The organism is Paraburkholderia guartelaensis (assembly GCF_004353905.1).
GTDB lineage: Bacteria > Pseudomonadota > Gammaproteobacteria > Burkholderiales > Burkholderiaceae > Paraburkholderia > Paraburkholderia guartelaensis.
Genome location: NZ_SMOD01000028.1, coordinates 42071 through 55096 on the forward strand (window position 1 = coordinate 42071; position 13026 = coordinate 55096).

Here is a 13026-nt window from a genome sequence, read left to right on the forward strand (position 1 = left end):
TCGCCGCCCCGGACAGGGCGGTCTCCATGACTTCCCGGGCGCAACGGCCGCGCAGCTGTTTTCGTGCCTCCCACTACCACTACCGCGCGGGCGCGTGTCGATCAACGCTTGCGGCTCTTCCTCAACGCGGCATCCGCGCCCATGTCCCGCAAATTGATAAGGAACCTTGAATGGCCAAAGAAGAACTGCTGGAACTCGACGGTATCGTTGAAGAAGTGCTCCCAGACAGCCGCTACCGCGTCACGCTCGACAATGGCGTGGTGGTAGGGGCGTACGCGTCCGGTCGAATTCGCAAGAATCACATCCGCATCCTTGCGGGCGATCGGGTAACGCTGGAACTCTCGGTGTACGACCTGACGAAAGGACGAATCAATTTTCGGCATAAGGATGAACGCAGCGGCGGCGCAACACAAAGACCCGCATTTCGCCGTCGCTAATGCCGCGATACGTGACCGTCGGCGGTGATTCTTACCTCTACCACGACGGTGCGTGCACATCCACATCACCATTCGCCAACGCTGCTGGATCCCAATCAAGGAAAAAAATTGACTACCGTAATTCTGAAACCCGACGAGCCCATGGAAGTTGCATTGCGCCGTTTCCGTCGCGCGATCGAGCGCAACGGCTTGATTCCGGAACTTCGTGCCCGGACAGCCTATGAAAAACCTACCACAGAACGCAAGCGCAAAAAGGCTGCTGCGGTGGCACGCCTGCGCAAGCAGATCAAACGCTCGTTGCCGCCGAAAAAGCGGTACTGAGCCGGAATTAGCAGGCGGCCGTGCTGAAGCGGCTGTCTCGTGCCCAGGCGGGTGCCTCGCGTAACCCTCGCATGGGCGCCCGGTTCTGATCTGGGGTGAGTGGCCGGTTGAATGCGACTCGGCGGGGTCCATTGGTGCATGGCCAGCTATCACTCTTTGGGGTTCGATTCAGAGCCCTTGCGTCGTATCTTCTGCCTCGAACCATTCAGGCCAGGAGCTGCGGTGCCTGTTTTCTGCTTCGATGCAGGGAATCAACGTCTGAGCCAGCACGGGTAATTGATCGGCAGATTTGGCGATCCGGTATTTGACACTGTGCACGCACTCCCGGTCGTCAAATTCACAACGATTGAGCCGGGTACCGCCACAGGGGCCGTTCGCCAGGCCTTTGGGGCATGTCTCGGGGCAGACGTAGACGGTGTCCTGCAAGCGGCAGCGGCCGCAGGTATCACAGCCGACCAGCGGCCGTTTGACCGTCCGTTCGACAGCATGTAGTGCATTCGCAGCCACGCCGACCTTCCAGATCGGCCGCGTCACGCTCCAGCCAAAGGCTCTACTGAGCCATCCCGTGCGACTGAAGAACTGGCCATGTACCGTAGAGAGCAGCGTGTATCCCAAGCGCTCCCGGCGGGTGGCGGTGACATCGGATTGCCCCATTTCCCACGCACCGGCTTCGGGAGCGAAGCACACGTCGGGCGCCCCGGGCATCTGCCAACTTGCATGCCATCGTTCGGCCCAATCGGTCAGTGTGGTCATGCTGTCCCGCTGCTCGATGATTGCCTGCTCCAACGAAAGCAGTTCGTCCAGCGTATGCACCCCGGACACATGAGCACCGGCATAGCCCATCAATTGCAGGCCCACTATCTGCAGTGCCAGGCGCTCGAGGCTTCGTGCGCTGGCATAGGCCTGCGATGCCTGCTGCTCCCTGCCCAACAGCTCGCGCATGGATTCGGTGATGACGACGCCGGGCACGGCCTGCAGAAAGGACGCGCGCTTGTCGGTCAGCCTCATCACACAGGCCAGCATCGGTTTCATGCATGCCTGAGCGCGCATCCAGGTCTGGGCTTCACTATGCTTGGCGGCGTCAAAACCCAGTTGCAGGGTAAGGAAATCAGCGCCAGCCAGAAGCTTTTTCTGCGCCTTCAGATACTGTGCGCCGCCTTCTTCTTCGCGGTATTTGAACGGGTTCAACGCGGCGCCCAACAGCCAGTCCGGGTAGTGCGCACGGGCAATCTGCAGTGCAGGTACCGACTCCAGATAGCGCACGGGTGCCTGACCAGGAATGTGGCCTGGCAAGCGATCCCCACTGAGCAGCAACAATTGCTCCAGACCACGGGCCTTCATCGACTCCATCTGGAGCAGCAAGTCTGCACGCTCGCGATCCTTGCCGGAAAAATGCAGCAAGGATGAGGGCGGATTTCCCAATGCTCCAGCGCCTTCCAGGGGGCTCAGGTCCGAGTGCAGGCCGACACGATCGGCGAAAGCTGGCAGTAACGGCCAACCTGCCAGGTGCCCGCGTTGCACGATTTGCTCAAGTGCGGCCAGGCGCGAAGGGGACTGTTGAGGAACGACCTCAAGCACGCAGACGAAACGTCCTTCGTTCAGCGCCTGTTTCAATGAACTCAAGACAGCTCGCTACCGTGTAAATCAGAGTGGCGTCGTTGCCGCAGCCTCTTGGTGAGAGTGCAGAGCAACGACTGCGATGATAGCCAGCCGCATGCGGGGCGGAACAATTGCGCAGGCGTCCAGTGGAGATAAACGCTCAAACCGCGTTATGCGCGGCGATGTTGCGATATTGACCTTTGAAATACAGCAATGGCTGCGTAGCAGCAGCTTCGCGCAGGTCTAGCGCTTTCACTTCACCAATCACGATCAAATGATCACCTGCGGCGTGCTCGGCATATATTTCGCAATCAAGCCAATGCAGGCTGCCGCCAATGATCGGATTACCCAGCGGCGATTCCTGCCATTCGATTCCGTGCCACTTGTCCGTGCCTCGCCGAGCGAACTGGTTGGAAATCCCGACTTGCTCATCTGACAGGATATTGACTGCGAATCGACCAGCCTGGCGAATCCTGGGATAGCTGGCCGAACTGGACATTACGCTGAATGACACCAGCGGCGGGCTCATCGACACGCTATAGAACGACTGGCAAGTGAAGCCAATCGGCTCGCTATCGATGTGTGACGTAATCACCGTGATACCGGATGCGTAGTGCCCGAGCGCTTCGCGAAAGCGCAATGGCTCGATAGCAGGACTAGGGAGTGACATAGTTGGTACTAGATACTGGGTGCAGCTCGAAAGTGTTAAGGAGGGGCCTGAAGTAGTCCGGTAATGTTGGCTGACTTCAGCTTTTGCCAACGCTGAAAGCGACCCATCGATCAGAACCGACCAAATCGCCCACCCAATTCTCCGCGTTTGGCCGTCGCGAGCAGCTCACGACGGCCATTTCCGTCCCAGAATCAGTTCGAGAGTTCGCTTCGGACGATTTCTGCGCCTGCACTCAAGGCTTCCAGCTTGCCTTTCGCGATTGCACGAGACAGGGGCGCCATGCCGCAGTTGGTGCAAGGATAGAGCTTGTCGGCATCGACAAACTGGAGTGCTTTTCGCAGGGTATTGGCGACTTCCTCGGGCGTTTCGATGGTATTGCTAGCCACGTCAATGGCCCCCACCATCACTTTCTTGCCGCGAATAAGCTCGATGAGATCCATCGGAACGTGAGAGTTGTGGCATTCCAGCGAGACCATGCCGATACTGGACTTTTGCAGCTTGGGGAAAGCCTCTTCATACTGCCGCCACTCCGACCCCAGCGTCTTCTTCCAGTCCGTATTGGCCTTGATGCCATAGCCATAGCAAATATGGACAGCCGTTTCGCACTTAAGCCCTTCGATGGCCCTTTCCAGCGTGGCAACGCCCCACTCATTCACCTCATCGAAGAACACATTGAATGCGGGTTCATCAAACTGAATAATATCGACCCCGGCAGCTTCCAGCTCCCTGGCTTCCTGATTCAGGATTTTGGCGAATTCCCAGGCCAGTTTTTCGCGGCTTTTATAGTGATCGTCGTAGAGCGTATCGATCATCGTCATCGGGCCGGGGAGCGCCCATTTGATGGGTTGCTTCGTTTGCTGACGCAAGAACCTGGCATCTTCGACAAAGACCGGCTTCTGGCGAGCAACAGCACCAACGACCGTCGGTACGCTTGCATCATAGCGATCACGAATTCTGACGGTCTTGCGGTTCTCGAAATCGACGCCGTCCAGGTGCTCGATAAACGTGGTCACAAAATGCTGACGCGTTTGTTCGCCATCGCTGACGATATCGATACCTGAGTGTTGTTGTTCTTGCAGTGACAAACGCAAGGCATCCTGTTTGCCCTCAATCAATCCTTCATCCTGCAATTTCCACGGTGACCAAAGTTTCTCGGGTTCTGCGAGCCAGGAGGGTTTAGGCAGGCTGCCAGCAGTTGAAGTGGGTAGCAATTTTTTCACAATAGATGACCTTGCGTTTTGGTTAATCAAAGAGCGTAGTTAGCAGACCACTGCTCAAGAACAGCCTGATAGGGTTTGATAAACTGCTCTTCAACAAACCTTCCCTGCTCAATAGCCAGTCGGCTACGTTCTTCTCGATCATAAACAATTCGGGTTAGCGAATAATCCTCATGCTTCAAACTTGGCTGATAGGATTTTCCTGCTGCCGAATTCGCATTGTAAATCTCAGGGCGATAAATCTTCTGGAAGGTATCCATCGTGCTGATGGTGCCGATAAGCTCAAGATTGGTGTAGTCACCAAGCAAATCGCCGACAAAATAGAATGCCAAAGGCGCAGCACTGTTCGGTGGCATGAAATAACGAACCTTCAGCCCCATTTTTTTGAAATATTCGTCAGTGAGCGAATATTCATCCTGCTCGTATTCAACGCCCAGGACAGGATGCTGATTTTCTGTCCGACGATAGGTCTTGCTGCTCGAAACGCTGAGGCATATGACGGGCGGCTTCTTGAAATTATTCTTGTAGGCGCTTGAATTCACGAAGCACTGGAACAGCTTCCCATGCAGGTCTCCAAAGTTTTCTGGAGTGCTGAAATTCGACTGGTTCTTGTTGTGCTCCAGCAAGAGCACGCTAAAGTCATAATCCCGCACGTAAGACGAGAAATTATTCCCTGCAATGCCCTCAATGCGCTCGCCGGTTTTCCGATCGACAATATTCGTTTTCAATATTTCGATCAAAGGGAGGGCACTAGCACTGCTTTCGCCTTCAATATTCATCTCGACGGAGATGATTTCAAGTTTGACCGTATAGCGATCGCCTTCAGGGTTGTCCCAATGCGCCAAGGCATTGAAACGATTGTCAATCATTCTGAAGGTGTTGCGCAGATTCTCCTGGCGACTCGTTCCTCTCGCCAGGTTAGCAAAGTTGGTCGTGATACGCGTATTGTCTGACGGACGATAGTCCTCGTCGAAACAAATGCTCTTGATGGAAAACGTAAAATCTTTACTCATTTTGATCTGGCAACGTGGATTCTGATGTAGAAGCTGCATTTACTTCTTGCATTTTCAGAATTTTATGCTAGACGACTCATGAAAAAAAATGAATTGATTTCATGCATCCATTAAGATCCTTCATGGAGCCGTGTGCGTGTTGACCGCTCCCCGACTTGCCCTTCCCCCCGCACTTTCCCCATCCACTTCCCTGCGTGCTGAAGGCCCGAATGTGGTGTCTTCAAGCCGGACAGCCTGCTTCTCCGGGCGGATGGCGAGATCAGGATTCGATTGCGGAGTCGTCGTCGCCGTAGAACTTCACGCCTAGCTGAATGCGTTCCCGGCCGCTTTCCAGGCGATGCCGATTGGTGTCGCGTAGCGAGTAGACGCAGCCGCAATATTCTTGCTGGTAGAAGTTTTCGCGCTTGCTGATCTCGATCATGCGGGCTGATCCGCCTGCCTTGCGCCAGTTGTACTCCCAGTACATCAGATCGGGGTAATGCGAAGCCGCGCGCACGCCGCTCTCGTTGATCTGCTGCATGTTCTTCCAGCGCGAGATGCCCAGCGAACTCGTGATCACCGGGAAGCCATTTTCGTGCGCGTAAAGCGCGGTCCGCTCGAAACGCATGTCGAAGCACATCGTGCAGCGTACGCCGCGTTCCGGTTCGTTCTCCATCCCGCGTGCGCGTTCGAACCAGTTATCCCGGTCGTAATCGGCATCGACGAAGGGAATGCCAAACTTTTCGGCAAAGCGGATGTTTTCATCCTTGCGCAGGTCGTATTCCTTGCGCGGATGAATATTCGGGTTGTAAAAAAAGATCGTGAAGTCGATGCCCGACGCCACCATGGCTTCCATGACTTCCCCGGAGCACGGCGCGCAGCACGAGTGCAGCAGCACCTTGCTCTGGCCGCCAGGCAGTGGGAGAGGCTTACGGTTATCGGTTGATGTCATGACATCTCCTTTCGCTGAAACGTCACGCAGGCTGATACAGAACCGGCATGTTGACGCAGCGACGGTGGTCTTTCAGGCCTCGCGCCAGATTTCACGTGTTGTATCGAGTACGAGTTTGAGCTTGTCGCGTTGCGCCGCTACCGCAAATTCATGGCGTGGACAGTGCTCGCGAAGCCGCACTTTGGCTAAAGCGCCAGTTGTTCCAGCGGCGCATATTTAGCTGGCTCGTCGATCCGAAGAGTCATGCCTTGAAGCGGAAACGCTAAATGTGCTGGGGTAGCCCGTAATTATCGTGGACCGCCTGCTATCCGACCATGGATTATTCTTCATATATCCATTAGTTTCGTTCATCCGAAAATCCGGTCATTGGCCTCGCAGTGCGTTCGCGTACGATAAGGATTGTTCGGTTCTTCCTGGCTCACTGCCACGACAAACATGTTGCTACGTGACCCCATTCACGGCGATATTGAACTCAACCCGGCCGAAGTCGAGATAGCCGATCTCGGAATCGTCCAGCGGCTGCGCGGTATCAAGCAGCTCGGCACCGCGCACCTGGTTTATCCGGGCGCACTGCATACGCGGTTCGATCACTCGGTTGGGGTCTGTGCAGTCGCCCACGAAATTGTCGATGCGCTGCGTGATTCCGGACTCCATGTCACAAGGGATCTTGAGACAGCGATTGGTGTCGCGGCCCTGCTGCATGACGTAACGCACGTGCCGTTCGGGCACACGCTCGAAGATGAACGCCGGCTTTTCGACCGCCATGATGAAGGCTCGCGTCTCGCGCAGATGTTTTCGGGCGAACTGGGCCTCACGCTTGAGCGCCTTGGATTACGTGACATCGTCGGGCATCTGCTCGGGTTGCCGTCAAATGAGCGGGCGCCTCGATGGGCAAGGGACATTGTGTCGGGTTGTATCGACGCAGACTTGCTCGACTATTTACGGCGCGACAGTTATTTCGCGGGACTATCGCAGAACTACGATGACCGTATTTTCCGCTGCTTCGCCGAGCGCGACGATCGCCTCGTCATCCGGCTGGCACGGCATGGCATGGATCGCCCCGACGCACGTTCGGAGATCATTGGCGTGCTTAGGCTGCGCTATTACCTCACCGAGCGCGTCTACTATCACCACACCAAGGTGGCTGCAGGCGCGATGATCTCTAAGGCCGTTGAGACCGCCGTAGCACACGGCGCACTGGTGGAGAGCGACCTGCTTGAACTCAACGACTGGACGCTTCTCGATCGGCTCGGACGTTGCGGTATTGCCGGTGCTACCGCGCTCGCCCGGCGGACCAGCAGGCGAGACCTGCTGAAACGCGGGTATGTGGTTTCTGGGCGCAGCGTGCCGGCCGACCGGAGGACGGAATGGGTCGCCCTGTACCACTCGTCACCCAGCACGCGTGCCCGCCTGGAAGCGGAGTTCGCCGGTCAACTGGGGCTCGATTTCGCTGATGTCGTGGTCTACTGTCCGGCGCTCACGATGATGAAGGAAGCGACGGCACCCGTCGAAACGATTCGCGGCGTCGAACTGCTGAATGACCGGGGAAATGAAGCCTTCGGAGAAATCGGCGCGCTACAGGATCGCTACGCCGATCTCTGGCGATTTTACGTATTCGTACCGGAGCAGGCTGTCGTGCGCGCTGCCGCGGTGGCGGCTGATATGTTGGGCCTTCCCTCGGAACTCGGGCCAAAGTCCGCTTGACGTCGCCCAAAGCATGACCTCGAGCTCGGCAAACAGGGCATCGCCAGGCAGATTGTCCTGGGCACGCGCGAGGGCGGTGCAGATAAACCGGCAATGAACGTCCGTAGTGCCGGCCCGAAGCGGCCATACTGAAACGTCGCTTGGGTGACCGCTGTGGGTCACCCACCACGCTCAACCCGCGCGCCGTCCCTCCACCACACGCGTTGCGGGCGCAACATCCATCACTGCGAGCCGGATCGCGTCGATCAGCGCGCGCGCCGCAGGCGAGGGCGAGCCCTGCGCGCGCAGCGTGAGCCCGATATCGCGGCGCGTGTGCTGCAGCGGCACATCGAGAATCACCAACTGCCCTGACTCGATTTCGTAGTGCAACTGCTGCGCCGAGAGCGCCGTGATCATGTCCGTGCCGAGCAGCAGCCCGCGAATCACGGCGAGATCGGCAGTCTCGACGGTGGGCAGGGGCGGCTTGAGCTTCACGCGGCGGAACTGCGCTTCGAGCAGCCCGCGCGAGGGCGAATGCGTGCGCGAAAGTATCCATTGCGCATCACGCAGATCGTTCAGCGTGAGGCCGTGCTTTTTCGCGAGCGGATGGTCGCGCCTCGCGAGCACGACCATGTCTTCCGACATCAGTCGTTCGTTGCCAAGGCCGCTTGCCGCGTCGTTTTCGCGCAGCGCGCCGAGCACGAAGTCCACGTCGCCCGCGCGCAGGCCTGCCACGAGCAGTTCATAAGCGCTTTCGTCTGTCACCACGCGCACGCCCGGATGCTGTGCGGAAAGGCGCGCGATAGCGGCCGGCAGGATCAGCGTGCGGCCCAGAGGCAGCGCGCCCACCGTCACCGAACCCTGGATATTGCCGTGCAACGCCGCGATGTCGTCGGGCACATGGCGCAGTTCGTTGAGCGCGCGCCGCACGTGCAGCAGGAAGGTCTCACCCTCGGCCGTGAGCAGCACGCCGCGCGGCCCTCGATGGAACAGCGTGACACCCGAGCCGCTTTCGAGCACGCGCATGGCGCTGCTCACGGCGGGCTGGCTTATGCCGAATGCATTGGCCGTGCTCGGCATATGGCGGTGCCGCGCGAGGGCGACGAATAGCTGCAGCCGCCGCGTGTTGAGCAGATACGCGGGCAGCGTGCCTTCGCTCAACGCGCGCCGGCGCGCCTGGCGCGCGGCGCACCACTGCGCGAGTTCTTCCAGTTCGCCAAAAATGCGCGCGCAGCGCTCGAGCACCACGCGCCCCACGGCAGTGGGCAGCATGCCCGAAGGCTTACGCTCGAAGAGCGGCGCGCCCAGCGCCGTCTCCAGTTCCTGCACCGAGCGCGTGACGGCCGATTGCGCACGGTACAGAGCCGAAGCGGCGCGCGTGGCGCTGCCGGTGTCGGCCACGAGGCGAAAAGCGCGCAGATGCGCGAGGTTCAAGAGTTCGGGCTGGCTCACGGTTCGATCATGTCGTTTTGGGTGGGATACGCGCCGTGTCTCATGCGGCGACCGTGACAACCGTGGCAACTGCGGCAGCGGCGTCGCCGACCGCGCTCAGATGCAGACGGTCGACCGAAAGATTGAGGCTCTCCTTTGAAATATGCGTGTGCTCTTTCATCAGCGCCTCGACGCGTGCGCCTTCGCCGTTCACAAGCGCGCCGACAATGGCGTGATGCTGGCGGTGCGCATACGAGAGCATCATGAATTGGCGCTGCTGCGCGGCCTTGTCGAACACCACCGTGCCCGGCGAGACGAAAGGAATCTTGTCGTTGAGCCCGAGCGCGGCGCTCACCGCAAGATTGTGCGCCGCTTCCACGATGAGTGCGTGGAAGCGGCCGTTCATCGCGGCGTAGCGCGTTTCCGCTTCGCTGTCGAGCACACCGGCCGCGAAAATCGCGTCGCCTTCACGCAGGCAGTCTTCGAGCGCGCGTGCGAGCGCCGTGTCCACGCCGCGCTCGGCGACCGTTCGTGCGGCGAGCCCTTCGAGCACGCCGCGCACGTCGATGGCGTTGAGCACGTCGGTCACCGAAAAGCGCCGCACGGTGTAGCCGCGTGCGCCCGAGCGCTCGACGAGGCCTTCGGTGGCGAGCACACTCAGCGCATAGCGCAGCGGCGTGCGCGAAATGCCGAGGCGCTCGGCGAGCTGCGCCTCGACGAGCCGCTCGCCGGGTTCGAGTTCGCCGGAGAGGATGCGCGTGCGCAGCGACTGCACGATGGTTTGCTGGGTCGTCCCGTTCATGTCATCCGTGAATCGCAACGGGCGAGGCGCGCGGCATATGGCGCGCGGCCCTTGCGAGTTCGTTCTTTTGATATCTGTTTCGTTTATGAGGGGGGTGCCGGGGCGGATCCGCCGCAGGTCCCGCAATGGAGTTTCAGGATACCAAAAACCGTTGCGGCGCGCGGGTTTGGGCGATCGGCCGAGTGTGTGGAAACACTCATAAGCCCTGAATTTATGAGGAAAAGGGAAAAATTCGTGGTTAACCCTTGCTTACGGTTTGGGTGGCATTTTTGTAATTTCGTATCCCAAGTGATGGATCGAAGGCGCCTGCCGGCGCATCCGGTCCAGCGCGGCGCGAGCGCGCCGCATGAACAGCAGCAGAGGGCAAGATCATGGCAAGAATAGTGGGCGGCATCGGCACATCGCACGTGCCGACAATCGGCATGGCATACGACAAGGGCAAGCAGAACGAACCCGCGTGGGCGCCGCTCTTCCAGGGATACGAACCGGTGGCGAAGTGGCTCGCCGAGCGCAAACCAGACGCGCTCGTGATGTTCTACAACGACCACGCCAACAGTTTCTTCTTCGACTGCTATCCGACGTTCGCGCTGGGCGTCTCCGCGAATCACGAGTTCGCCGACGAAGGCGCGGGCAAGCGGGCGCTGCCGGACATCGCGGGCCATCCCGACCTCGCGATCCATATTGCCGAGCAACTCGTCAACGACGAGTTCGATCTCACGATCTTCCAGGACAAGCCGCTCGACCACGGCTGCAACTCGCCGCTTTCGCTCATGCTGCCGCACGAAGGCGGTTGGCCCGCGGCGCTGGTGCCGATCCAGGTGAACGTGCTCCAGTATCCGCTGCCCACCGCTAACCGCTGCTACCGGATCGGCCAGGCGCTGCGCCGCGCGATCGAATCGTTCGAGCAGGATCTCGATGTGGTGGTGGTCGGCACGGGCGGGCTTTCGCACCAGGTGCACGGCGAACGCAGCGGCTACAACAACACCGAATGGGACATGGAGTTCCTCGATCTGATCGTGAACGATCCGGAACGCCTCGCACGCATGAAGCACGTGGACTACGTGCGCCTTGGCGGCGCGGAAAGCGTGGAGACGATCATGTGGCTCGCCATGCGCGGGGCGCTGGGCGGCAAGATCCGCGAAGTCCATCGCAATTACTATCTCGCGACCAGCACGGCGATGGCGGTCACGGTGTACGAAGAAGAGGGCCGGCAATGAATCCGCAACTGGTTGGCATCGAGGAACTGACGGGCACCTACCCCTTCGACATTCGCCAAAGCATGAAGGCCATGCGCCTGAATCGCTTCTTCTGGGAAATGCGCCTGCCACAAGCGCGCGACCTGTGGCAGCGCGACCGCAAGGCCGCCTACGACGCTGCCGCGCTCACCACAGAGGAACGCGCGCTCGTCGACGCAACGGACTGGCTCGGCCTCATTCAATACGGCGTGTGCTTCTTCGTGCTCGAAAAGTTCGCGCGCGTCGTGAAGATCACGAATCTGGGCATGTACGCGAGCATGCGCGGCGAAACCCTCGAAGCGTTCCTGAAAACGCGCAAAGTGCCCGACGCGGTCTGAGCATTCGCCTGACCGCTTGATGTCCTGAATCGCTTTTGCGCTCGAGCGGGCGTTTTGCCCACTCGAGCGCGTTTGACCCGCGTGGCCCCACATGCCGCGCGCTTGCTTGCGGCTCGCCAGATCTCGGGGCGGCGAGCGCGCAAACCTTCGATGCTCGAATAAACAGGTTTGTTCAAAACAGGAGACTTGGAGAATGCAGGATCATAAGCAGTACAAAAAGATTGCATTGGCGATTACGGGGGCCATCGGTGTGATGGCATGCGCTGCACCGGCGTTCGCGCAAAGCAGTGTCACGCTCTACGGCATGATGGACACGGGCATTACCTACGTGAGCAACCAGGGCGGCAAGCACAACGTCAAGATGGACGACGGCGTGAATGGCCCGAACCTCTGGGGCATGACCGGCACGGAAGACCTGGGCGGCGGTACGAAGGCCTTCTTCCAGCTCGTCAACCAGTTCCAGGTGGACAACGGCGCGTTCATGCCGAACAAGAGCCTATTCAGCCGTACGTCGATTCTGGGCCTGAGCAACGACAAGTTCGGCAAGCTCACGCTCGGTAACCAGTACGACTTCATGACGGACTCGCTGTATTTCGCGGGCAACGATCCGGCGGAGCTTTCGGGCCACTTCTACGATTTCCGCGCGGGTCCGTTCCAGAAGCTCGCGCTGCCGAACAACCCGACCGGGTCGTTCGACTGGGACCGCATGGCCGGCGAAACGGTCAACAACTCCGTGAAGTATCTGTCGCCGACGTTCGGCGGTTTCAGCGCGGGCGCGATGTACAGCTTCGGTGGCGTGGCCGGGTCGATCGGCACGGGCAACGGCACGAGCTTCGCGCTGAACTACTCGGCGCATGATTTCGGCGTGAATGCGGCCTATACGAACCTCAAGACTGTCGTGACGGGCGAGGGCGATGTGAGCGTGCGTAACTGGGGTATCGGCGCGCACTACCGTTTCGGCGGCTGGATCACGAACGCCCTCTTTACGACGGTGCATAACTCGGCCAACGGCGGCTCGGTGTATCAGGGTTCGGTGGGCGCGCACTACAACTTCACGCCTGCACTCAGCGCCGGCGCGTCGTACATGTACATGAAGGGCAACGACGTGGTCGACAACAATCACGCGCACCAGGTCGCGGCGATCGTCGATTACGCGCTCTCCAAGCGCACCAGCGTGTACGTGCTGGGCGTGTACCAGCGCGCCAGCTCGGGCGGTCTTGCGCAGATCAACGGCATGAACTCCTCGGACGGCGCTTCGAGCGGCCAGAGCCAGGCGGTTGCGCGCGTGGGCCTGCATACGCACTTCTAATGCCCCGCTAGTTTCATCATCTCCGGTAGTTGTTTGACGC

At 59.5% G+C, this 13026-nt stretch carries 13 protein-coding genes; 6 read left to right on the forward strand and 7 right to left on the reverse strand.

Going from position 1 to position 13026, the window contains the following annotated elements; all coding sequences use genetic code 11:
- The first annotated feature begins 170 nt into the window (after nucleotides 1-170).
- Together infA and rpsU are read left to right on the forward strand one after the other, a co-directional pair.
- Entirely contained in the window at nucleotides 171-437 is a 267-nt protein-coding gene (gene infA / locus E1N52_RS29690; protein WP_133186545.1) for a translation initiation factor IF-1, read from the forward strand.
- Between the two features lie 108 nt (nucleotides 438-545).
- A complete protein-coding gene (rpsU, locus tag E1N52_RS29695; RefSeq protein ID WP_133186547.1) occupies nucleotides 546-758 on the forward strand; it encodes a 30S ribosomal protein S21 in 213 nt (70 codons plus the stop codon).
- A 168-nt stretch (nucleotides 759-926) separates the two neighbouring features.
- Here the strand turns inward: rpsU and E1N52_RS29700 are convergent, their stop codons facing one another.
- The 5 genes from E1N52_RS29700 to E1N52_RS29720 form a co-directional block, all read right to left on the reverse strand.
- Complete coding sequence (locus E1N52_RS29700; protein WP_133186549.1) at nucleotides 927-2381, reverse strand: methylenetetrahydrofolate reductase C-terminal domain-containing protein; 1455 nt, start codon at nucleotides 2379-2381, stop codon at nucleotides 927-929.
- A gap of 136 nt (nucleotides 2382-2517) precedes the next feature.
- Nucleotides 2518-3027, reverse strand: coding sequence for a flavin reductase family protein (locus E1N52_RS29705; protein WP_133186551.1), 510 nt, complete (start codon nucleotides 3025-3027; stop codon nucleotides 2518-2520).
- A 191-nt stretch (nucleotides 3028-3218) separates the two neighbouring features.
- The gene (locus E1N52_RS29710; protein ID WP_205965681.1) at nucleotides 3219-4247 is read right to left on the reverse strand and encodes a methionine synthase; all 1029 of its coding nucleotides are present in this window, start codon (nucleotides 4245-4247) and stop codon (nucleotides 3219-3221) included.
- Nucleotides 4248-4273: 26 nt separating this feature from the next.
- Nucleotides 4274-5257 carry a DUF1852 domain-containing protein gene (locus E1N52_RS29715; RefSeq protein ID WP_133186553.1) on the reverse strand — a complete coding sequence of 328 codons (984 nt, stop codon included), beginning with the start codon at nucleotides 5255-5257 and terminating at the stop codon, nucleotides 4274-4276.
- 259 nt (nucleotides 5258-5516) lie between these two features.
- On the reverse strand, nucleotides 5517-6188 hold the full coding sequence (locus tag E1N52_RS29720; RefSeq protein ID WP_133186555.1) for an epoxyqueuosine reductase QueH: 672 nt from the start codon (nucleotides 6186-6188) through the stop codon (nucleotides 5517-5519).
- 435 nt (nucleotides 6189-6623) lie between these two features.
- Here E1N52_RS29720 and E1N52_RS29725 point away from each other — a divergent pair, with 435 nt between their 5' ends.
- Nucleotides 6624-7892 (forward strand): HD domain-containing protein, encoded by a 1269-nt coding sequence (locus E1N52_RS29725; RefSeq protein ID WP_133186557.1) that lies wholly within the window; start codon nucleotides 6624-6626, stop codon nucleotides 7890-7892.
- A gap of 171 nt (nucleotides 7893-8063) precedes the next feature.
- Here the strand turns inward: E1N52_RS29725 and E1N52_RS29730 are convergent, their stop codons facing one another.
- Together E1N52_RS29730 and E1N52_RS29735 are read right to left on the reverse strand one after the other, a co-directional pair.
- Nucleotides 8064-9323 (reverse strand): LysR family transcriptional regulator, encoded by a 1260-nt coding sequence (locus tag E1N52_RS29730; protein WP_133186559.1) that lies wholly within the window; start codon nucleotides 9321-9323, stop codon nucleotides 8064-8066.
- 40 nt (nucleotides 9324-9363) lie between these two features.
- Nucleotides 9364-10104 (reverse strand): GntR family transcriptional regulator, encoded by a 741-nt coding sequence (locus tag E1N52_RS29735; protein ID WP_133186561.1) that lies wholly within the window; start codon nucleotides 10102-10104, stop codon nucleotides 9364-9366.
- A gap of 371 nt (nucleotides 10105-10475) precedes the next feature.
- Here E1N52_RS29735 and E1N52_RS29740 point away from each other — a divergent pair, with 371 nt between their 5' ends.
- The 3 genes from E1N52_RS29740 to E1N52_RS29750 all read left to right on the forward strand — a co-directional run bounded on the left by E1N52_RS29740 (nucleotide 10476) and on the right by E1N52_RS29750 (nucleotide 12986).
- A complete protein-coding gene (locus E1N52_RS29740) occupies nucleotides 10476-11321 on the forward strand; it encodes a gallate dioxygenase (protein WP_133186563.1) in 846 nt (281 codons plus the stop codon).
- Nucleotides 11318-11677, forward strand: coding sequence for a protocatechuate 3,4-dioxygenase (locus tag E1N52_RS29745; RefSeq protein ID WP_133186565.1), 360 nt, complete (start codon nucleotides 11318-11320; stop codon nucleotides 11675-11677). The genes E1N52_RS29740 and E1N52_RS29745 overlap by 4 nt, the downstream gene beginning before the upstream one ends.
- A 253-nt stretch (nucleotides 11678-11930) precedes the next feature.
- Complete coding sequence (locus tag E1N52_RS29750) at nucleotides 11931-12986, forward strand: porin (protein ID WP_133186668.1); 1056 nt, start codon at nucleotides 11931-11933, stop codon at nucleotides 12984-12986.
- The last annotated feature ends 40 nt before the right edge of the window (nucleotides 12987-13026 follow it).